This window comes from Bifidobacterium reuteri DSM 23975, from assembly GCF_000741695.1.
GTDB lineage: Bacteria > Actinomycetota > Actinomycetes > Actinomycetales > Bifidobacteriaceae > Bifidobacterium > Bifidobacterium reuteri.
Window position 1 is genome coordinate 160,699 of record NZ_JGZK01000017.1, and the last position, 18,707, is coordinate 179,405.

At 60.4% G+C, this 18,707-nt stretch carries 25 protein-coding genes and 1 tRNA gene; 25 read left to right on the forward strand and 1 reads right to left on the reverse strand.

Annotated elements, in window-relative coordinates; all coding sequences use genetic code 11:
• Nucleotides 1-234 precede the first annotated feature (234 nt).
• The 25 genes from BREU_RS09980 to BREU_RS11355 all read left to right on the forward strand — a co-directional run bounded on the left by BREU_RS09980 (nucleotide 235) and on the right by BREU_RS11355 (nucleotide 17,649).
• Nucleotides 235-1,470, forward strand: coding sequence for an ROK family protein (locus BREU_RS09980; protein WP_044089665.1), 1,236 nt, complete (start codon nucleotides 235-237; stop codon nucleotides 1,468-1,470).
• Nucleotides 1,471-1,542: 72 nt separating this feature from the next.
• Nucleotides 1,543-1,616, forward strand: a tRNA-Ile gene (locus BREU_RS09985).
• 453 nt (nucleotides 1,617-2,069) lie between these two features.
• Nucleotides 2,070-2,276, forward strand: a complete 207-nt coding sequence (locus BREU_RS11725) for a helix-turn-helix domain-containing protein (RefSeq protein ID WP_269147453.1) — start codon at nucleotides 2,070-2,072, stop codon at nucleotides 2,274-2,276.
• Nucleotides 2,276-2,467, forward strand: a complete 192-nt coding sequence (locus BREU_RS09990) for a hypothetical protein (protein WP_044089667.1) — start codon at nucleotides 2,276-2,278, stop codon at nucleotides 2,465-2,467. The genes BREU_RS11725 and BREU_RS09990 overlap by 1 nt, the downstream gene beginning before the upstream one ends.
• Nucleotides 2,457-2,717 (forward strand): hypothetical protein, encoded by a 261-nt coding sequence (locus BREU_RS09995; protein WP_044089668.1) that lies wholly within the window; start codon nucleotides 2,457-2,459, stop codon nucleotides 2,715-2,717. Before BREU_RS09990 ends, BREU_RS09995 begins: the two co-directional genes overlap by 11 nt.
• The gene (locus tag BREU_RS12015) at nucleotides 2,714-2,875 is read left to right on the forward strand and encodes a hypothetical protein (protein WP_156100230.1); all 162 of its coding nucleotides are present in this window, start codon (nucleotides 2,714-2,716) and stop codon (nucleotides 2,873-2,875) included. The genes BREU_RS09995 and BREU_RS12015 overlap by 4 nt, the downstream gene beginning before the upstream one ends.
• 126 nt (nucleotides 2,876-3,001) lie before the next feature.
• A complete protein-coding gene (locus BREU_RS10000) occupies nucleotides 3,002-3,193 on the forward strand; it encodes a hypothetical protein (protein ID WP_238567070.1) in 192 nt (63 codons plus the stop codon).
• A gap of 462 nt (nucleotides 3,194-3,655) precedes the next feature.
• Nucleotides 3,656-3,997, forward strand: coding sequence for a hypothetical protein (locus BREU_RS10005; RefSeq protein ID WP_044089669.1), 342 nt, complete (start codon nucleotides 3,656-3,658; stop codon nucleotides 3,995-3,997).
• Nucleotides 3,998-4,199: 202 nt separating this feature from the next.
• A complete protein-coding gene (locus tag BREU_RS10010) occupies nucleotides 4,200-4,919 on the forward strand; it encodes an HNH endonuclease (protein ID WP_044089670.1) in 720 nt (239 codons plus the stop codon).
• A 134-nt stretch (nucleotides 4,920-5,053) separates the two neighbouring features.
• Nucleotides 5,054-5,353 (forward strand): hypothetical protein, encoded by a 300-nt coding sequence (locus BREU_RS10015; protein ID WP_238567071.1) that lies wholly within the window; start codon nucleotides 5,054-5,056, stop codon nucleotides 5,351-5,353.
• Entirely contained in the window at nucleotides 5,350-6,798 is a 1,449-nt protein-coding gene (locus tag BREU_RS10020; protein ID WP_238567072.1) for a hypothetical protein, read from the forward strand. Before BREU_RS10015 ends, BREU_RS10020 begins: the two co-directional genes overlap by 4 nt.
• 136 nt (nucleotides 6,799-6,934) lie before the next feature.
• Nucleotides 6,935-8,035, forward strand: a complete 1,101-nt coding sequence (locus tag BREU_RS10025) for a phage portal protein (protein ID WP_238567073.1) — start codon at nucleotides 6,935-6,937, stop codon at nucleotides 8,033-8,035.
• Nucleotides 8,025-9,605, forward strand: coding sequence for a phage major capsid protein (locus BREU_RS10030; RefSeq protein WP_044089674.1), 1,581 nt, complete (start codon nucleotides 8,025-8,027; stop codon nucleotides 9,603-9,605). The genes BREU_RS10025 and BREU_RS10030 overlap by 11 nt, the downstream gene beginning before the upstream one ends.
• Before the next feature lie 32 nt (nucleotides 9,606-9,637).
• Entirely contained in the window at nucleotides 9,638-9,760 is a 123-nt protein-coding gene (locus tag BREU_RS12545; protein WP_269147451.1) for a hypothetical protein, read from the forward strand.
• The gene (locus BREU_RS10035; RefSeq protein ID WP_044089675.1) at nucleotides 9,757-10,629 is read left to right on the forward strand and encodes a hypothetical protein; all 873 of its coding nucleotides are present in this window, start codon (nucleotides 9,757-9,759) and stop codon (nucleotides 10,627-10,629) included. The genes BREU_RS12545 and BREU_RS10035 overlap by 4 nt, the downstream gene beginning before the upstream one ends.
• Nucleotides 10,630-10,641: 12 nt before the next feature.
• The gene (locus BREU_RS10040; RefSeq protein WP_044089676.1) at nucleotides 10,642-10,971 is read left to right on the forward strand and encodes a hypothetical protein; all 330 of its coding nucleotides are present in this window, start codon (nucleotides 10,642-10,644) and stop codon (nucleotides 10,969-10,971) included.
• Entirely contained in the window at nucleotides 10,968-11,354 is a 387-nt protein-coding gene (locus tag BREU_RS10045) for a hypothetical protein (protein WP_044089677.1), read from the forward strand. Before BREU_RS10040 ends, BREU_RS10045 begins: the two co-directional genes overlap by 4 nt.
• 2 nt (nucleotides 11,355-11,356) lie before the next feature.
• Nucleotides 11,357-11,773, forward strand: a complete 417-nt coding sequence (locus tag BREU_RS10050) for a hypothetical protein (protein ID WP_052382117.1) — start codon at nucleotides 11,357-11,359, stop codon at nucleotides 11,771-11,773.
• Nucleotides 11,774-11,912: 139 nt separating this feature from the next.
• The gene (locus BREU_RS10055; RefSeq protein WP_081886678.1) at nucleotides 11,913-12,329 is read left to right on the forward strand and encodes an HK97 gp10 family phage protein; all 417 of its coding nucleotides are present in this window, start codon (nucleotides 11,913-11,915) and stop codon (nucleotides 12,327-12,329) included.
• The gene (locus tag BREU_RS12020; RefSeq protein WP_052382118.1) at nucleotides 12,326-12,721 is read left to right on the forward strand and encodes a hypothetical protein; all 396 of its coding nucleotides are present in this window, start codon (nucleotides 12,326-12,328) and stop codon (nucleotides 12,719-12,721) included. Before BREU_RS10055 ends, BREU_RS12020 begins: the two co-directional genes overlap by 4 nt.
• A 155-nt stretch (nucleotides 12,722-12,876) precedes the next feature.
• The gene (locus BREU_RS11350) at nucleotides 12,877-14,451 is read left to right on the forward strand and encodes a phage tail tape measure protein (protein WP_052382119.1); all 1,575 of its coding nucleotides are present in this window, start codon (nucleotides 12,877-12,879) and stop codon (nucleotides 14,449-14,451) included.
• The gene (locus BREU_RS10070) at nucleotides 14,448-15,866 is read left to right on the forward strand and encodes a hypothetical protein (protein WP_044089679.1); all 1,419 of its coding nucleotides are present in this window, start codon (nucleotides 14,448-14,450) and stop codon (nucleotides 15,864-15,866) included. The genes BREU_RS11350 and BREU_RS10070 overlap by 4 nt, the downstream gene beginning before the upstream one ends.
• Nucleotides 15,863-16,393 (forward strand): hypothetical protein, encoded by a 531-nt coding sequence (locus tag BREU_RS10075; protein ID WP_044089680.1) that lies wholly within the window; start codon nucleotides 15,863-15,865, stop codon nucleotides 16,391-16,393. The genes BREU_RS10070 and BREU_RS10075 overlap by 4 nt, the downstream gene beginning before the upstream one ends.
• A 25-nt stretch (nucleotides 16,394-16,418) precedes the next feature.
• Nucleotides 16,419-16,793, forward strand: a complete 375-nt coding sequence (locus BREU_RS10080; protein ID WP_238567074.1) for a phage holin family protein — start codon at nucleotides 16,419-16,421, stop codon at nucleotides 16,791-16,793.
• A 196-nt stretch (nucleotides 16,794-16,989) separates the two neighbouring features.
• Nucleotides 16,990-17,649 carry an SH3 domain-containing protein gene (locus tag BREU_RS11355; RefSeq protein ID WP_052382120.1) on the forward strand — a complete coding sequence of 220 codons (660 nt, stop codon included), beginning with the start codon at nucleotides 16,990-16,992 and terminating at the stop codon, nucleotides 17,647-17,649.
• 29 nt (nucleotides 17,650-17,678) lie between these two features.
• Here BREU_RS11355 and BREU_RS10090 read toward each other — a convergent pair whose 3' ends face one another.
• The gene (locus tag BREU_RS10090; RefSeq protein WP_044089681.1) at nucleotides 17,679-18,518 is read right to left on the reverse strand and encodes a tyrosine-type recombinase/integrase; all 840 of its coding nucleotides are present in this window, start codon (nucleotides 18,516-18,518) and stop codon (nucleotides 17,679-17,681) included.
• Nucleotides 18,519-18,707 lie beyond the last annotated feature (189 nt).

Consider the following 18,707-nt stretch of genomic DNA (forward strand, 5'->3'; position numbering starts at 1 on the left):
TTAGACGAATGAACTATAGTGTGTTCGTGTTGCAGCGTTCATGCCATTGATCGTTGTGCGTCGATGCGGCGGAAAGCCGCCGCGGCATGTAATGAAGCCTGCCGTGGTCGGTGCCGATGGCGCATAATGCATAATGGATGAACTTATGTCGTTGCGGTCGGCAAATCTTCAGTTTGGGGATGTGCCGGCCCGGCGGTTTGCGGCGGCGGATGTACGGTGAGGAGATGATGCGCGATGGGCGGACTACGCAGAATAAATCAGGAGGATTTGCGCAACCATAACCTTTCGGTGACGCTTGACACGATGCTGCGCGCGGACAAGCCGATGAGCCGCGCCGATCTGGCCAAGGAAACGGGACTCACCAAGGCGACGCTGTCGCTGTTGTCCGCACTGCTGCTCGATAGCGGTATCGTGCGTGAAGGCGAGCCGGTGGCGAATTCCCCCTATGGCAGACCGAGCACGCCCCTGACCATTTGCGGCGGAAGCGTGGCTGGAATCGGCCTCCAGATCAATACCGACGGGTACGGTTGCCTGGCGCTTGATCTCAATGGCGACACTTTGGGCAAGGAATGGGTCGATGAGGACATGACCGACACCGACCCCAATGTGATCTTCGCCAAATTCGATGCGATGACCTTCCCGCTCGAACGCAAACTGAAGCGCAAGGGATACAAGGTCGTGGGGGCCGGCCTTGCCCTGCCCGGCATTGTAACTGGTGACATGCGGCTGCTTGTGGCGCGCAACCTCGGTTGGGAGAACGTGGATCTGGGGCGGTTCAATATCGTGCGCAGGCTTGACGCCGTGGCCGGCAATGAAGCCATGATGGCCGCCATAGCGCAGATTCCGGGGTATGCCACCGTACGCGCCGATTTCCTGAACGTGGTGAATCGCACCGATTCGTTCATTTATCTTTCGACTGATATCGGCATCGGCGGCGCTGTGGTGCGTGACGGCACTGTGGTGACCGGTTCCCATGGCTTCGCCGGGGAGATCGGCCATGTATCCGTGGCGATGGATGGCCCGCTGTGCCGGTGCGGCCGCCACGGTTGCCTGGAGGTGTTCGCCGGCCGCCGGGCTTTGGTGGAGGCTGCCGGAATCGCCCAAGGTGATGAGGCCACCAGTGCCAAAGCCATCGAGTCATTCCTGAATAGGTGGCGATCGGGGGATGCGTTGGCCGCCACGGTGGTGGACAAAGCCGTGGACGCGCTGGTTTCCGCCATCGCCTCCGCAGTGAATCTGACGGATGTCGACACGGTGCTGCTGGGCGGATTGTGGTCCCATTTCGGAGATGAGCTGGGCAATGTGCTCGAAGGGCGATTGCGTTCGGAGATCTTGGGCTATCCGGCTATCCAGATCCGCGTCTGTGTGCCGCCGGTGGCGCAGCATCCCTCGATGTACGGTGCTGCGGAACTGGGGTTGCGCAGGTTCATCGACAACCCGCTGGAATACCTGACGGAGCAAGGGAAGTAGCGAAGGGCGCGGCATGGGCTGGCCGCCGTGCTACACTTTTGCGAGTTGGCTTTTGCCGATGCAAACCAATGTGGGGCCGTAGCTCAGTCGGTTAGAGCATGCGACTCATAATCGCCCGGTCCAGGGTTCAAGCCCCTGCGGCCCCACTCATTACTCGCAGCAATGCCGCCGTTCTTGGATTCATCCGAGGCGGCGGTTTTTAATATCTGCTCAGCCGTAAACGGCGTCAAATCAGTGCGCACGAGCGTATCAATACTCACATTGAAGAAATCAGCAGCGTTGCACATGTCCTCAAAAAACCACGTCTGTTTGTTCTGAAGCATCTTCGACAGGGCTTGAGGAACTTTATCCATGCATTCGGCTAGATCCTTCTTCTTCTTATGAGAGACAGCCAAGAACAGATTAATGTTCGCTACGGCAATCTTCTGCCGCTCTAGTCCATTACTTGTTTTCCTCAGCATTGTGTTAACCATGTCTTCATTATAAACCATAGGTTTAGTTCTGACGACACGCGGAATTGTTTTAGTGTCAGCGCACTTGTGCTTTACTGTTTAACTGTGAGTTTAGTAATCAGCGAACAAAGAGTGATTGCGCGAAGAGTGCGCGGCCTGTTAAGAGCCAACCACCTAACACAGCGCGAACTAGCCGAGTCCGTCGGCATGAGTGAACAAGCAATGTCAAACAAGCTTCGCGGCCTGAAGAACTTCACTCTGCGAGACGTGTCCCGCATGGCATCAGACCTAGACGTTTCGCTTGATTACCTCACTGGTCGTTCTGACTGCCCGAAGCCGTTGGAGGTGAAGTGATGTCTGTGTTTGGTAAGGGCTCCCGGAATCATTTCGACGTGGACCGCTTCGAGGTGGACGACACGTTTGGTTTCCGTATCAGTGTTGATGGCGATTACTTCACTGTTGCCGGTATGAGTCTGGGTGACCTCGTGACCATCAACAAGCACATTGCCGAAGCGATTAGGAAGGGGCGTAGAAATGCGCTTTGAGATATCACAGGAGCCTAAGGACGTGCGGCCGGGTGATATCGCGGTTATGCGTCTCGTGACCACTAAGGGCGCCGCGAAGTGGATGTGCGGCACTGTGCGTTGCTTCACGGATGACGAGGAAGACCCCGCAATCGTGCTTACCACGGGCAAGATTCCCGAGTATGACGGCTACGCGCTGGTGTTCGGTATCAGGCCGATACCGGACGTTGAGCAGTTGGCTGTTGACGAAGACGGCGAGGTGGCGGCATGACCACGGGCCAGAAGATTGTGCTGCTGCCGTTGTGCTTGTTGCTGATGGTGGCGGCGTTGTCGTGGCGGTTATGGCTTATCGCTCTTGGCTTCGCGGTGGCGGTTGCGGCCGTTGTGTGGCTCGAAACCGAGGAAGGGACCGATTGTGAGAGGGATTAGAACCGTTCTGGCGGCACCGTTCGCGTTGCTGGCGTTCGCGCTTGTGACTGTTGCCATGTTTTGCGCCCGAGCCGCCATGTGGGTTGGCGGCGGTTACAGGGGTGCGGTGAAAGTGGAGGCCGAACTATGAGCATGTTCCAGACACCGACGCGCGTGTGGGCGAACGCTCACACCGAGTATCCGGGATTGTTCGAGCTGCATTCGGACAGCGGCGACATAGCCGTGAATCAAGTGGCGACGCGGCAGACGCTTGAGGCGCTGCGCGCGTCCATCAACGAGGCCCTGGCCGAAGACGATTTGCGGCGTCGAAGACGCTAGCAATGTGCCGATAACTGAATGTGCCGTAATCGGTGAACGACCCTAGGTAAGCCGTAGCACGACAAAGAACCCTAGCGCGCCTTGCCCAGCGCGTTACAAACACGCCGCATGTGGTGCGGTGGTTAAGACGGCGGCGGGGACGCCATGCGGGATTACTGAACGACTTGGGGCGCATTGTCAGGGCGCAACAGGGTGCAGTACCGCCATGCGTGGCGGGCCTCTTGTCGTGACCTTGCGCGCGGGCTTCGGCCCGCTGACCTATGCGACGGCCGTGGCTCCGTTTTCAGAGCTTTGCAATCGCGTGGCGAACCTTGCGGACATTGGAACGGCGAAGCCTTGCGGCTTCGCCGTTTTCCTTTGTTTCGCGTTCAGGTTCCCCGCTCTAACCGCCCACCATTTTCAGAGACACAAACAATCAATCTGACCACGCCAACAACGAGACGAACGAAACGAGGTAACGAAATGGGATATGCAGTCGATTACAAACCACGCAAGACAAGGGCGCGGCGTCAAGTCCCGAAGAACAAGGCGCAGCGCACGAAGGACATCAAGAACGCTATCCGCTGGAATCTCGGACGACTGGAACACGACACCGTGAGCAGCGACACCGTTAGCCGTCCAATGGCTATCCAGCTCTTGAACCTGAACAAGATCGCGCCGACCGCCGACCCGACCGGAGACCACGTTATGCAGCAGCTCATTAGCGAGGGTATCGTGCTGCGTCCCAAGAAGCGCGCCGGGGTGCAGGTGTTCGACCGCGACGACCTCGTGCGTTCCCTCAGGGCGTGGGCGGGCGTCAAGTGAGCGGCGGTAGGCTCAGCCCGCGCGCGAAGCTGACCACGGCACAGGCGGCGCGATACCTGCACTTGTCGCAAAGGCAGATGGAACGTATGAGGGGCGACGGCACCGGGCCGATATGGTTCAAGGCAGGCGACAAGATCAATAGCCCTTGCATGTACGAGGTGTACGACCTTGACGTGTGGGTGCGCACTCAGAAGGCGAAGTGATGGCGAGACGGCAGACCATAGATCCGCTCATTAGGGCGAAGGTCATAGAGACGTGGGGTAATGCGTGCTGGCTGGAATTGCCGGGCTGTACGCGCGTGGGCACCGAAGACGATCACATCGTGCCGTACTCGCACGGCGGTATGGATACGGTGTCTAATATCCGTCGCGCGTGCAAGCACTGCAACGCATCAAGGCAAGATCGCGTCTTGTACGGCTATGGTGCCCGGCTGCATATGGTGGTGGTGCCGCCCGGCAGCTGCGACCGTGAGGCGGTGGACTACATCGACAGTCACAAGGCGCAGGGCGACCCCGTGGTATCCTTCAGCGCCTTGGCCGCTGCAATGGGCCTCACGTCGCCTAGTCTTGCCGAACGGCGTGCGGTGGCTATGGCGTGGTCGGGCGCTTACAGGCAGTTCGCCATAAGCCAGGAACCTATCGACGTGTGGTGCACGCGAACGACGCCTAGCAGCAAGCGGCACCCCCGCATGTTGGAGGAATGGATAGCGCTCGATTACGACGTGAGGGTTATCGACCCCGGCTTTAGTGTCGAGTGGGAGAGGGCGAAGGACGACGCCACACGCAAGCGGGTACGGCAATGGTACGCGCTGCACTTGTCTCAAGAGCTTGTGGACACACGGCAGCAAGAGCGTCGCGCGAAGCTCGTTGCCCTTGGCCTTCGCAGTGATCGCGCGCCCGCGTCGTCGCGGCCGCAATGGTGACCCGGTTTTTTAAACGGCGACTCCGAAGGAAGACCCCGCGCCCACTTTTTCACTCTCTCGAACCGGACAAAAAAATCTAGAAAACGGCGGAATGCCAACGAAAACAAGCAATCGAACGAGGTAACGGAATGCAAATGACGCTAGAAGGTTTTGAAGACTACTACGGCCCCAACGAGGGCCTACAGGAACGCGCCACGAAGGAACTTATCGACAGTTTCGTGGAAGGCCGTGCCCTGAACCCTAGCGCCCGGTATGTGTGCAAGACCATGATCAACATTGCTAGGAACTTCGACGCCCTGAACGCCAAGGGCCGCGACACATCGCGCGTCATGGCGCAGCTATTGGCGTGGTATCAGGAATTGGAAACCAAGTTCCCGGCAGAAAAGGAGATCGACCCCGCTCTTGCCGGACTGCTGCAAGAGGCTCAGGCATGACCACGCCCATGCGCGGCGGCACCCCGCGCAACCATGACCGTAGGACGGACGGCCACATAGTCGCCAAGTTCGCGCAGCTCTTGGGAACGCCATTGCTGCCGTGGCAACGCATGGTTGCCGACGTGGCGGGCGAAATCGACCCCAACACCGGCACGTATTACTACGATACGGTGATACTTAGCACGCCTAGGCAGTGCGGCAAATCGACGCTTGTGGACGCGGTGGACACACGTAATGCGCAGTGGGGGCCTAACCGGTTCATCTACTATCTTGCGCAGACCGGCAAGGACGCGGGCGACCACTTCAAGAAGTACTTGAAGACCATACAGGCGTCACCCTTGGCGGCCATCACCACACGGCCGTACCTTGGCGCGGGAGACTTACGCCAACCGTTCGCCAACGGCAGCGTGATAATGCCCAAGAGCGTGACGAAGGTGGCGGGCCACGGCGTTCAAGGCGACAAGATCACGCTGGACGAAGCGTTCAGCCTCAGCGAGGAAACCGGCAACACCATTCTTGACGGCTTCATGCCCACGATGGCGACAAGGCTTAAGGCCACCGGCGTGCAGCCGCAACTATGGATAACATCGACCGAAGGCACAGCGGAATCGACGTTTTTCAACCGCCGTCTTGACACATGTAGGGCGGGCGAGCAATCACGTCGCACATGTTGGTTCGACTTCGGACTACCCGCCGACGAAGACCCTGAAGACCTTGACGCCATCATGCGGCATCATCCAGCGGCGGGCCTCTTGTGGGACAGATCGCAATTGGCGGACTTCCGGGAACAGTTCAAGGGCAACCCGGCCGGTTGGGCGCGCGCGTTCGGCAACCGACGCGACGAAGGCATAACCGACAGGGCGATTGACGAAACGACGTGGGCGCAGACCGTCACCGCACCCATAAGCCCCGCCGACCTGGACGACAGACCGGTGGTGTTCGGCGTGGCCGTGGACGTGGACAGCACCCACACCAGCATCAGCGCCGGAATCGTGAACGGCGACGGCACCATAACAACGCAGCTCCTGAAGATACTGGACGGCACCGGCTACGCGCCTGAAGAGCTACGGCGTCTATGCGCCACCTATGGCGCGCCGGTGGTGATCGACAACAGGGGCACCGCCGCCGACCTATCCGACCGGCTGCACCACATGACCGACAAGGACGGCGACCCCGCCATAATGTTCGTGGACATGGACGCCGCCGACTACCTGACCACCGGCCAAAGCTACGTATCAGGACTAGCCAACCGGGCGATATGGCACGCGGCCGACGCCGACCTTGACGCCAGCGCTGCCAACTCGGCACGCAAGTGGGCGGGCGACGCATGGCGCGTGAGCCGACGCGGCAGCACCGGGCTGACGTCACCCTTGGAATCGTGCATGTTGGCGGCATGGGGCGCGGCCCACCGTCCCGAAGAGGCCGGGCCGCTGCAAATCTTCTAGCCCCGCGCGGCGGCGATTGGCGGCGATTGGCGGCGATTGGCGGTACTTGGCGGTACTTGGCGGCACTTGGCGGCACGATGGTAGACCACCACCGTGCCGCCGTCGCATACTCGGCCACATGAACCTATGGCAGCGTATGAAGATCGCGGGCCGCGTGCTGACACGCGGCGCTGACGACGACATGCCGGACGGCATCAAACCGCCCGCGCGCGCCACCGTGTGCGACCCGCTCTCACTCAGTACCGTTTTTCGTGGCGTTCAGGTGCTTCAGACCGCAATCACCGGTCTACCCATTCATGAAATGCGCGGCGGTGTCAAGCTGGACACCGTCAGCTCTCTTGTGCTCCAGCCCGACGTCAACAGAAGCCGTCGTGACTTCCTGGCCGACATGGTGGCGTCTATGGTCATCGATGGAAACGCTTTCGTTCGGCTTGTGCGCTTCGGCGGCGACATCGTGTCCTGCGAGGTGCTGCCGCCCGCGCTTGTCGTCGTGTCGGACGACGGCAACGACCCCGCCGCGCCGAAACTGCGCTATTCCTATCTCGGCAAGGACTACGGCCCCGCCGACATCGTGCATTGCAAGTTCCTGAATGTGCCCGGCCGCCTACGCGGCCTTGGCCCCATCTCGGCGGCACGCGAGGAAGTGGAAGGCGCGCAGATGGCCCGCGACTACAAAGCCAAGTTCTACACCGACAGCAGCAACATCAAGGGCTATCTACAGACCGAGGACAAGGTGACGCCCGAGATCGCCAAGAACGCCAAGGAAGCGTGGAAGGCGACCGGCACCGCCGCCGACATCAAGGTACTGGGAAGCAAGCTGAAATACGTGCCGCTGGACATGAAACCGGCAGACCTTCAGTTTTTGGAGACGCAGAAGTTCGACACCACGCAGATCGCGCGACTGTTGGGCATCCCGGCGTCAATCATGCTTGCCGCCGTTGACGGCTCGAACCTGACCTATAGCAACATCGAGCAATCTTGGATTGAGTTCGCAGACTACACGCTAGCCGCTTACGCGGGCGAGATCGAGGAACTGTTCAACCGTCTCTTGCCGCGCGGCCGGACGGCTGCGTTCGACTGGGACAGCAGCCGCCGCGCGGACATGTCAGACCGTTACGCGGCCTACGCTTCGGCGCTCGGCGCGGGATGGATGGACGTCAACGAAATCAGGGCGCGTGAGGCGCTGCCGCCAATGATCGCAACACCGCAAACGGAAGGGGTGACCAATGAGGCATGAAATCGGATTGAAGGGCCTATGCCTGCGCGCAGCCGAAGAAGGCGACGGCCGGACGCTGGAAGGCGTGGCCGTCCCGTTCGGCCAAGTCATAGACACGTGGGACGGTGCCGAGACGTTCGACGCCGATTGCGTGTTTGACGATGTGGACGACGCCAAGCTCTGCTATCAGCACGGCGAGCTCATCGGCCGCATCACCAACGCCGACAGCCGGGCGGACGGCCTGCATATCACGGCCCGCATCTCCGACACGCAGCGAGGCAGGGACGTGGTGGCACTCTTGCGAGACGGCGCTCTTGACAGCCTCAGCGTCGGTTTCATCCCCGTGGAGAGCGAGACCGACAAGGATGGCGTGACCCACCGCCGCCGCGTGCGGTTGCTCGAGACATCGGTGGTGTCATGGCCGGCCTACGAGGCCGCGAAAATCACCGGCCAACGCAGCGCCGACCCCACGAAAACGTGTACCAAACCGGAAAACGACAAGGAAAACGAGGAAACCCGTATGGAAACGGAACTCAACGAGGCCCTTGAGGCCATCAAGGAAGAGCAGCGAAGCATGAAGGCGGCCATCGCCAAGGGCGTGAACGCTGAAGCGCCGAAGGTGCTCGGCGGCGAATACCGCACGGCCGGCGACTACCTTCAGGCCCTCTACCGTGGCGACGAAGCGGCAGTGAAGCTCATGCACGAATGCCGCGACCTTATCGCAACCGGCGACACCGGCAACAAGGTGGCATGGATTGCGGACGACTTGCGCCTTATCGAGATGCGCCGCAAGGTCACGAACATCCTCACTCACGACACGCTGCCGGCCAAGGGCATGACGATGGAGTACAACGTGGTATCTACCGACACCACGAACGTTGGCAAACAGACGGCCGAAGGCGGCGCGCTGCCGTTCGGCAAGGTCACGTTCGGCACGAAGTCGGTGAACATCGACACCTATGGCGGCTACACCACTCTGTCTCGTCAGGTGATCGAGCGCAGCACCACGCCCATGCTCAACACCGCATTGAACGCTTTGCGCAACGCCTACGCCAAGGCCACCGAAACCGCAGTGCGCACCTACCTGTACAACACCATCGCGTCACAGCGCGACGCGGCCACCGGCGCGAACAAGATCGACGCGCCCGCCACGCTCACCGCCATGAGCATCGACCAGTGGGCCGCCCTGATTATGGACGCCGCCGAACTCGCTGACGACCGCAACGTCAGCCTGACCCGTCTCTGCGTATCCAAGGACGTGATGGCCGCGCTCATCAAGCTCAAGGACACCGGCACCCGCTTCTTCGACCTGTCAGGCGACGGCAGCGACACCATCGGAGACTTCGACCTCACAGGCATCGCCGGCCGATTCCTCCGACTCCCCGTGCAGATGCTTCCGAACGCGCCCGCTGGCACCGCCTGCTTCATCGACCCCGAAGCGGTCACCGTATGGGAGTCGGGCGGTCCGACCCAGCTCAGCGACGGCGACCCGACCAAACTCACCGAAAACTACAGCGTCTATGGATACATGGCCATCGCTGCCACCCAGCCGCTCGGCCTTATCCCGGTCAAGTTCGCCCCAAAAGCGTGACGCCCACCGGCATCAAGGCCACACCGGCCAGTATGACCATCAAAGTGGGTGAAACCGCCAGCATCGAAGCAACTGTCACACCAGACACGGCACCGCAGACCGTGACCGCCGCCGCCAACAGTAACGACATCATCAGCATAGGGGGAAACCGATGAGCACCATCAGAATCACCGGGAAACAACCGGGAACAACCAACGTCACGATTGCCAGCACAGTCAACCCAGCGGTGAAAACCGTCGTGCCAGTCACCGTGAAAAGCCTCAACCTGCTTCGGTACGGGCCCGCGTCGGGCAACGGCCTGAACGTCACCGTGAACAAGGACGGCTCTCTTGACCTTGCGTCAGCGCAGGCAATCGAGGTAGGCAAGGGCGTGGTCTGGCCTGCGCTGGACCTGACCGCGTACATCGGCAAGACGCTCACCCTCGGCTATGAGGGCGACCTCGCCGGGTTGCCCGGCGTGATTGTCAGCTTGCGCAAAGCGGACGGTTCGGATGGCACCGGCATCTACCAGGGCCGCAATAACCAGCCGCTCACTGTGACCGCCGACAACGCGAAGACCCTGCATCTGAGGATTTATAAGGGAGGGGAGAACGCCACTGCGCTGAACGGCAACCTGAAGATTAGGCTCACCGAGGGTTCTGCGCCGCAAGCGTGGATGCGCCCCGACGTGACGAATATCTCGGGGGGGGGATTTGAGCTAAAGAACCTGTTCCCCGCATTGGATCCGGGCACCAAGAGCGGCGTCACCTGCACTCGTGACGGCGAATCATACACGCTCACCGGCACACCCTCCGAGTGGGGAGGCTTCGCCAAGAAAGCCACACTGCAGGCGGGCGACTACCGGCTCACCACTTCAGGGGCGGACAAGCCTAGGGTTACCTGCATCCTGCCGGACGGCACGCAGTACAACTCGCCCATCAGCTTCACGCTCACCGAGCCTACGACATGCACATTGCAGATCACCTTCAGCCCGAATGAGACATATGACAATGCGACTGTCACGCCGTACCTGAGAAGAATCTAAAAGGAGTCAGCAATGACGGACTGGCAAACATACGAGGCGGCGGTACGCGACGAAATCGGAGTGCCGGCCGGCGACACCGACCGAGTGCGCCGCGCCATCGACAACGCTATCGGCTATGTGAATGGCGCGATAGGCGGCTACAGCGTGCCCGAAACAGTGAAAACTGATTGCGTGACCGCCTGCGCGGCCGACCTATACAACGCCAGGGACGCACGATTGGGCGTGATGAATGTGGGAGACTCCACGCTCGAACCCTACCGCATCAGCACCGACCCGTTGCGCAGCGTATGGCCGAAACTCAACGCGGTGGGTGTCCCCACCGGGGGCATGGTGATCGCATGAGCACGCAGACGGTACGCGAACGCGACCAATTGATTGAGAAGCTTACTGAAATGCTCGGCGATATGGCCAATGTCGTCACCCTCGACGCGCAGGAAGCCAGACCATTGCCAGGTAAGGTGTCTGTGCTCATCGACCCGCCAACCATCAGCTTCGAGGGATGGCAGTACGTCAACCGCACATGGCGCATCGCGATCATCGCAGCGACGCCCACCACACAGGCCGACGCCTTCGACCTGCTTATGGAAGCCCTCGAACGGCTTCACGAACGGCATCTGAACATGAAGGAAGCACAACCCGCGTCCTTCAGTCTTGCGGGCGTCGGCAGCCTCGCCGCCTACGAGATCACACTCAACCCATTGGAACTCATAGAAGAAGGAGAATGACCATGGCCACTAGAACACTCGGCCCCGGCAGCCTGAAGATCGGAGCAACCTCTTCGGCCCGCGACTTCAGCGCCGATGTCATCAACACCGCACTGGAGCCGTCCACCGACACGGAGGACAGCGACAACTTCCTTGATGGTCACACCGAAGGCGGCTTGCAGACGGAGACATGGGCGCTCACCGGCAGCATCAAGGAAGACTTCAGCATGGACGGCCTACAGGTTTGGTGCCTGAACCACAGCGGGGAGACGCTGCCGTTCGAATGGGTGCCCAACACCGAAGGCACCATGAAGCTCACCGGCAGCGTGGTGGTCAGCTCCATCAAGTTCGGCGGCGACGTAAAGACCCGCAACAGCAACGACTTCAGCTTTACCGCGCTGGATGTGGAAGCGAAGGCATACCCGGACCCAAAAGCCTGACCGTCTCACCAACAGCAGCGACTCTTAAGTCAGGGGAGACGGTAGCCCTATCAGTCCGCATCCAACCGGCCAGCGCGGACCAGACCGTGACCGCGCTGCCGGCAGACCCGAACATCGCGGCCGCCGTGGCCACGTTGACATGACCGGCAACATCGCCTCGAACGGCGCTGCAAGCATCCAGCTCAAGGGCGCCGGCCAACTCGCGCGCGGCCTCAAAAAAGCCGGCGTGGACATGAAAGACCTGCGGCAGATCAACAAACAGGCCGCGCAAGTCGTCGTGCCCGAAGCCAAGAACCTAGCCCCGAAGGGCAGGACCGGCAAACTGGCCGCGTCGGTGCGCGCCGGCGCCACGCAAAAGGCGGGCGTCGTGCGCACCGGCAGCAAGCGCGTTCCCTACGCGGGCGTCATCAACTACGGATGGCCCAAGCACAACATCAAGCCCACACGCTTCGCAAATCAGGCAGCGAAGAACACGGAACCGCAATGGACGCAACTCTACGCGGACGCCGTGCAGAAGATCATAAACCGAATCGCAACAGGAGATCTAAGCAAATGACCACCAACGAGGACAAGACCCCGAACACCCGAATCAAGTACATGGACGGCACCACCGACGAAGTGTGCGTGACCATGTGGCAGCGATGCCAAGCGGAAACACACGCGAAGGCTAAAGGCTGGGGAAACCTCATGGACGCCGCCGTGAAGTTCAACACCTACAGCGCCTATGTGCGCTGCCGACAGATCGGGGCCACAACGCTGCCGTTCGAGCAGTGGGCCGACACCGTGATTTCAGTGGAAGACATGACCAACGACGCCGCCGCCGACTCCGACGACACGGCCCCCGCCTACGACGGCACCGCGCTTCTTGCCGCCACGCCGGACAGCAACGGCATGGCGGACACACCGGATTTTTTGAGCAATGGGACTCAGGAAGCTACGGCGAACTGAGCTGCGTACTGGCGGCGCGCTTCGGCGGCACGCCGTGGGCATGGAGACGCGAACATGTGCCCCAAGAAGCCGATTGGGGCACATGCACGCAGCTCCTGAAGGACGAAGCCGAGGAAACGGAACAGTTACGACGCAAGGCAAAGTGAGGTGATCGCATGAAGTCGGCTATCCTGGCTATACGCATCATAGGCGACGCCACACAGGCCGTCGCGGCCATGGACAAGGCCGAACGCGCGTCAATGAGCTTCAAGGACAAGATAGGCAAGGCGTCAGTCGCGGCCGGTGCCGCCCTCGCCGCCATCGGCGCGGGGGCCGCCACTTGCGCGAAGAGCGCGGCCGACCTACAGCAGTCGGTGGGCGGCGTCGAAACCGTGTTCGGCAGCAGCGCAAGCAAAATGCTGGAATGGTCCAACAACGCGGCTCAGGCCGTGGGCCTCAGCAAGAACGAGTACAACGAGTTCGCCACGCTTGTCGGCTCACAGCTTCAGAACTTCGGCATGTCGGTGGAACAGTCGGCAAGCAAGACCAACGAGCTTATCGGACTTGGCGCTGACCTGTCTTCCATGTTCGGCGGTACCACCGCCGACGCCGTGGACGCGATCAGCGCAGCGCTGAAGGGCGAGATGGACCCCATCGAAAAATACGGCATCTCGCTTAACGACGCGACACTACAGGCTCAGGCCGCGTCTATGGGACTAGGCGACCTGTACAAGAGCGGCGACCGCAACGCGAAGATGCAAGCCACCCTTGCGGCCATCACGGCCCAGTCAGGCAAGGCCGTGGGCAACTTCGCGCGTGAGAGCGACACGGCACAGGGACAACAGCAGCGCATGGCCGCATCGTTCGAGAACGCCAAAGCTGCCCTTGGCGAAGCCCTGTTGCCCGCCATCACCGCAGCCGCTAGCAAGTTGGCAGAGTTCGCCACATGGGTACAGGCCAACAGCGCATGGCTGTTGCCGCTCATCGGCGTCATCAGCGCAGTCGCGGCCATCATTGTCGTTCTCAACGCGGCCATGACCGCCTATAGCGTCGTGGCCGGTATCGTCGCCATTGCACAGGGTTCGGTAAATCTCGCCTTTTTGCCGGTGATCGCGGTAATCGTCGCCATCATCGCCGTCGTGGCCCTGTTGGTGATGAACTGGGACAAGGTGAAACAGGCGGGCGCGGCGGCGGCGCAATGGATAGCCGACAAATGGCAGGCGTTCACGTCGTGGCTGAGCGGTATCGGCGCAAGCATCGGGCAGTGGGGCAGCGACACATGGAACGGCATCAAGGACACCGCCAAGGGTGCCGTGGACGGTATCGCCGACTTCTTCGGCGGGCTGAAAGACAAGGTGCTCGGCGTGTTCGACGGCATCATAGGCGGCATCAGGAAGGCGTTCGACTGGGTATCTGACCTATGGGGCAAGATCACGGGCGCGCAGAACGCGGCAAGCGGCCTCAGCGCTTCGGCCGCCAGCGTCCGGTATGCGGCGCAGCCAATGGCCGCGTATCAGATGGCCCGAACCATCACGCCCATGGCAGCGCGCGGCTACGCGGTGGCCCCGGCATTGTCCCGCGCCGTCACGTCCACCGTCGCCAACCGTGCGGCCCCCGCGCGCCAGGTATCCCAGACCATCAGCATCAACGTAGACGCGCACGGCAATCTCGATAACGACACGGTGGCCGGCGAGATCGTGACCGCCCTCGACCGTTGGGCAAGAGTGAGAGGAAAGGAGCTTGCATTATGAGCACGGCTACACCAATTCCCGAAACGTGCCGCATCTTCCTGGACTCGGAACCACTGCCGAAAAACGAAGACGGCGGCACCCTTCCAGTCCCGCTATCTCCACTCACCATCACATGGGGCGCTTCGACCCCTTGGGATGAAACCACGCCCAACGTGCTTAAGATAACCCTTATCGACCAAGGCGGACGATACGCGCGCACCGGCGACACGCTGTTAGGGCATCGAATCACCGTTACGCCCGAATGGAAGAACACCAACAGTCCACTGCCATTCTGCCTGTTTGATGGCGTCATCACAGACACGGACATCATTCCCGACAAGTCGCGCCACCGCCTGAACATCACGGCATCCGACCGCTTGTATCTGCTGCGCACAGACTGCCGCAAGGGGCCGAACTGGAATCAGAACGAAACCATGGTGCAAGGCTTCCAATGGTGGCCAAAAGGTGACACCACTGCTCAATTCAAACAGTGGATTGAAAACGACGGCATCAACGGATCCTGGTTTCCATGGTCCACGCATATCGCCGGCATCAAATCGGACGAACGTTCAAGCCTGTTGAATTGGGCGGAATCCCTGAAGACACGTCAGATCAATAACAAATACATGTTCGAGATCGACCGAATGCTGTTTATGTCCTATCAGAACATCAACGCCGACGTGCTCCCCTCATTTGAAGCCGTGTATCTGCGGTGGACCACTGAAACCGTTCTTACAGGCCCTTATATCAGGACGGGAGACGACAACACCGACATTTACAAGGACACACGATACATAGACGCCGCCGACGTGCTGACAGACCCGAAGCCCACCTTAACCGGCGCGGATTCCTATTACACGCAATTGGAGCTTCGCTATTCGCATCTCAAACTGGCGACATCATCAGGCCAACAGATATTTGAGGTGGTCCAGGACGGCAGCAGTGTCAAACAGATAGCAACCCCACGCCGTGAAGGCGAGACATGCCTAAGCGTCACGCTTAACTGGGCGGACTCGGGGGCGGCGCAGAACAATATCAGCGTCGTGGACACCTCCCGCGCGGAAACCGTTCTAAAAACCCAGAACGAACGCGTAAGACTGCCAGAGGTCACCTTCAGAGGCGACAGGCTCAACCAACTGTTCTTCTTCTGTCGGCCCCGCGTTATTGTCATCGTCAATTCAATGTTCGAGCGGACAACCCGAGCCACACACGGGCCATGGGCGATAATCGGCGGAACCCTCACCTACGACGTGACCAACCAGAAAAGTCATTGGACGCACAAAGTGCGATTGTTCCCCGCCGTGGACGCATCAAGCGGCGGCACACCCACCTGCGGGGAGCTGAAACAGATCAACAGTAAAGCGACCTTCGCCGCCGCAAATTGGACGCTCGGCGGACTGCGCTACGTGACGAAGACAGGAGACGAACCCGTATGACGGTAGCAACCACACCCGTTTACAATCTTCCCTACCCGGAAGACAACGAACCCATCAAAAACCTTCCCGACATCCTGCAGCAGCAGGCCGAAGGCATCGAAGCAGTGCTGGAAAGATTCGACTTCAACGGAGCCGACGCGGAACAGTATGCGGCCAGGCTTGCCAAAGTGGAAACCCTGCTGGCCGCACTCGGCATGAGAACCGGCGCTTTCGGCTACGACGCCACGAAAATCACCGTGACCACCAACAGCCTTATAAGATTGGGCAACTTGGTCATCGCGTCAGCAGTATTCACCTACAAGAGCGGAGTCATCACCGGCAACAGTGCATCCTTCGACCCGCTGACTGTTCCGCGAGGCTTCGGAAAGAACGGCTCCGACAGAAGCCGCATCAGCATCACACACACCCAAATCGCCCCCGATACCGACGACTCATGCGTCGTGGGGCACGTCATCCGGCAATGGTCAATCAACAACCCCACCAGCGAATACTCACTTATGGGCATCTGGCAGACCGACGACGAATAAAACCATCAAAGGAAAGGAAAGATCCATGCATTTCATGCAGACAAGCGAAATCGCCGCACTGTCCATCGTGGCATTGCTCATCTGTCTGGACTATCTCACCGGGCTCATGAAGGCAGCCATGCAGCACGACATCAGCAGCGAAAAGATGCGATTGGGCCTATGGCACAAAAGCGGCCTCGTGCTGGTCATGGTATTGGCCGAAGTAGTGGAACGCGGCCAACAATACCTTGACATGGGCTTCGCAGTGCCGCTCATCATCCCGGCCGGCGTATACATCAGCATCACCGAGATTAGCAGCATCCTGGAAAACATCGGGGAAATCAATCCCGAGATAAAAACCGGTCCCATCATGGGACTCTTCCGCAGCGGCAAGGAGCCGAACAATGGGACGCAGGCATGAAAACACTAACGATTCTCTGGCTTCTGGGCCTCGCCATCGTGATTCTGTTCATCCACGGCAGCGACACGCGCCGCTGAATGACCTGACCGACTGGCTGCTTGCCATAGGAGCATGCCTGTTCCTCGCCGCAGTCGCGGGTGCCATCGCCGCCGCATTCATATACTTTGCCCTCTCTCTTCTCTGAAAGGAAACCATCATGAACATCGACCAGTTCGCCGCCGCGTACAACGGTAAGACCGTGGACGTTGACAAGGCATATGGCGGGCAATGCTGGGATTTATGGAGCCGATACGCGCAGGACGTAGCCGGCGTGCCTCAATCAGCCACGAACACCAGCAATGGTTATGCTGGCAGCGTCTACACCACCACCTACGACCAGCAATCTGCGCTACGAGACAGATTCGACAGGCTCCCCGCGAACGCCACCCCCGCAAAGGGCGATGTGGCTTTTTGGGGCCAAGCCCCCGCCACACCATACACGCATGTGGCCATCGTCCTTGCCGACCAGGGAGGCAGCCTGTTGTGTCTGACCCAGAATCCCGGGGCCACACATCAAGCCGCCATCACCAAAAACGGGCTGCTCGGCTACCTACGACCCAAGACCATTGATGCAACTCCGACGCGCGGCATCGAAGGCGCTTGGCGTGTCAACGTAGCCAAACTCAACGTGCGAGCCCAGCCAAGCACCGGTGCACAGATCGTGGCCCAATACTCGGCGGGCCAGACCGTCAACCTAGACGGCTGGACCACCCGAGCCGATGGCTACGATTGGGGCCGCTATATAGGCGCGTCCAGTGGTCAATACCGCTACATCGCCTTGGGGCCGGCCGGCACCACCAGCTATCTCACACGTTGAGTAAACCGTCAAGTCATTTCATATTCACGTCACATGGCCAACGCTGCCATCATGCCTCTCAAATGCTCGGGAGGCATGGCCACGTACCTTTGCGTGGTGGCCACGCTCGTGTGTCCAAGCAGGGCGCACACAGCGAGCAGATCGCGCGTCTGTACGTAGGCGCGCGTGGCCGCTCGATGGCGCAGGCTGTGAGTGGAATAGCCTTCTGGTAGGCGACGGCTGATTATCTTGCCTACCCGTTCAGGCATGATATGGCTTTTCCCGCCATCGTTGCGTGATGGGAATAGCCAGCCGTCGCCGGCCTCGGCTATCCGCTCGGCCAGGTCATCGGTCAAGGGTACCAGACGTTGTTTGTTCCCCTTGCCGTTCACTATCAGGCTGCGCCCGCCCCATGTGTCCGCCAGCACATCGGTACCACGTATCTGCGCTATCTCGCTACGCCTCAACGCCAGTTCGGCGCCTAGCCTGACCATGAGCCTGTCCCGCTCGTTCATGCCCTCCATCGCCATGCGTATGCCGGCATCGGGACAAGGGTGCGGACGCGGGTGTGACCCGGTTATATGCGGCAGCTTTGCTGCCGGGTCTACGGCGATGCGTCCGTGGTCGTGCATCCACTCGAAGAAGCTGGCCAGCGTGGCCCTAATGCCCTTGCGGGTCTCCGCCGCCAGATGATCGCGCCCCATCCATGTTTCGCAGTCGGTGCGTGTGACCTGTTCGGGCGGTTTGTCCACCCAACGGGCGAAGCCGGCCAGCTTCAGGCGTCTGGTGTCTATCGTCGTGGCCGCCCGGCCGCACGCCGCGAGATACGTGAGCCACTGTTCGGCAGGTTCCCGCCATGATTCAGGCCACGGTTGTCTCTGTACTCGCATGATTGACCACCTCCTTGTGGTCATACGAATTTAGGACTACCTAGGCTGCTAGGATGAGCCAGCGAAAAAATGCGCGGCCGCGCAGGGGCTTGGACCCTGGACGCGGGCCGCCCGGTCCAGGGTCCAAGCCCCTGCGGCCCCACTCATTTCCTTATATGATGCGCTGCTCTTTCAAATGATGCGAAGGAA

Bases quoted from the DNA above. Each gene is read 5' to 3' on its own strand.
- BREU_RS09980 (WP_044089665.1), top strand. From the start codon at position 235: ATGGGCGGACTACGCAGAATAAATCAGGAGGATTTGCGCAACCATAAC.
- BREU_RS09990 (WP_044089667.1), top strand. From the start codon at position 2,276: ATGTCTGTGTTTGGTAAGGGCTCCCGGAATCATTTCGACGTGGACCGC.
- BREU_RS09995 (WP_044089668.1), top strand. From the start codon at position 2,457: ATGCGCTTTGAGATATCACAGGAGCCTAAGGACGTGCGGCCGGGTGAT.
- BREU_RS12015 (WP_156100230.1), top strand. From the start codon at position 2,714: ATGACCACGGGCCAGAAGATTGTGCTGCTGCCGTTGTGCTTGTTGCTG.
- BREU_RS10000 (WP_238567070.1), top strand. From the start codon at position 3,002: ATGAGCATGTTCCAGACACCGACGCGCGTGTGGGCGAACGCTCACACC.
- BREU_RS10005 (WP_044089669.1), top strand. From the start codon at position 3,656: ATGGGATATGCAGTCGATTACAAACCACGCAAGACAAGGGCGCGGCGT.
- BREU_RS10010 (WP_044089670.1), top strand. From the start codon at position 4,200: ATGGCGAGACGGCAGACCATAGATCCGCTCATTAGGGCGAAGGTCATA.
- BREU_RS10015 (WP_238567071.1), top strand. From the start codon at position 5,054: ATGACGCTAGAAGGTTTTGAAGACTACTACGGCCCCAACGAGGGCCTA.
- BREU_RS10020 (WP_238567072.1), top strand. From the start codon at position 5,350: ATGACCACGCCCATGCGCGGCGGCACCCCGCGCAACCATGACCGTAGG.
- BREU_RS10025 (WP_238567073.1), top strand. From the start codon at position 6,935: ATGAAGATCGCGGGCCGCGTGCTGACACGCGGCGCTGACGACGACATG.
- BREU_RS10030 (WP_044089674.1), top strand. From the start codon at position 8,025: ATGAGGCATGAAATCGGATTGAAGGGCCTATGCCTGCGCGCAGCCGAA.
- BREU_RS12545 (WP_269147451.1), top strand. From the start codon at position 9,638: ATGACCATCAAAGTGGGTGAAACCGCCAGCATCGAAGCAACTGTCACA.
- BREU_RS10035 (WP_044089675.1), top strand. From the start codon at position 9,757: ATGAGCACCATCAGAATCACCGGGAAACAACCGGGAACAACCAACGTC.
- BREU_RS10040 (WP_044089676.1), top strand. From the start codon at position 10,642: ATGACGGACTGGCAAACATACGAGGCGGCGGTACGCGACGAAATCGGA.
- BREU_RS10045 (WP_044089677.1), top strand. From the start codon at position 10,968: ATGAGCACGCAGACGGTACGCGAACGCGACCAATTGATTGAGAAGCTT.
- BREU_RS10050 (WP_052382117.1), top strand. From the start codon at position 11,357: ATGGCCACTAGAACACTCGGCCCCGGCAGCCTGAAGATCGGAGCAACC.
- BREU_RS10055 (WP_081886678.1), top strand. From the start codon at position 11,913: ATGACCGGCAACATCGCCTCGAACGGCGCTGCAAGCATCCAGCTCAAG.
- BREU_RS12020 (WP_052382118.1), top strand. From the start codon at position 12,326: ATGACCACCAACGAGGACAAGACCCCGAACACCCGAATCAAGTACATG.
- BREU_RS11350 (WP_052382119.1), top strand. From the start codon at position 12,877: ATGAAGTCGGCTATCCTGGCTATACGCATCATAGGCGACGCCACACAG.
- BREU_RS10070 (WP_044089679.1), top strand. From the start codon at position 14,448: ATGAGCACGGCTACACCAATTCCCGAAACGTGCCGCATCTTCCTGGAC.
- BREU_RS10075 (WP_044089680.1), top strand. From the start codon at position 15,863: ATGACGGTAGCAACCACACCCGTTTACAATCTTCCCTACCCGGAAGAC.
- BREU_RS10080 (WP_238567074.1), top strand. From the start codon at position 16,419: ATGCATTTCATGCAGACAAGCGAAATCGCCGCACTGTCCATCGTGGCA.
- BREU_RS11355 (WP_052382120.1), top strand. From the start codon at position 16,990: ATGAACATCGACCAGTTCGCCGCCGCGTACAACGGTAAGACCGTGGAC.
- BREU_RS10090 (WP_044089681.1), bottom strand. From the start codon at position 18,518: ATGCGAGTACAGAGACAACCGTGGCCTGAATCATGGCGGGAACCTGCC.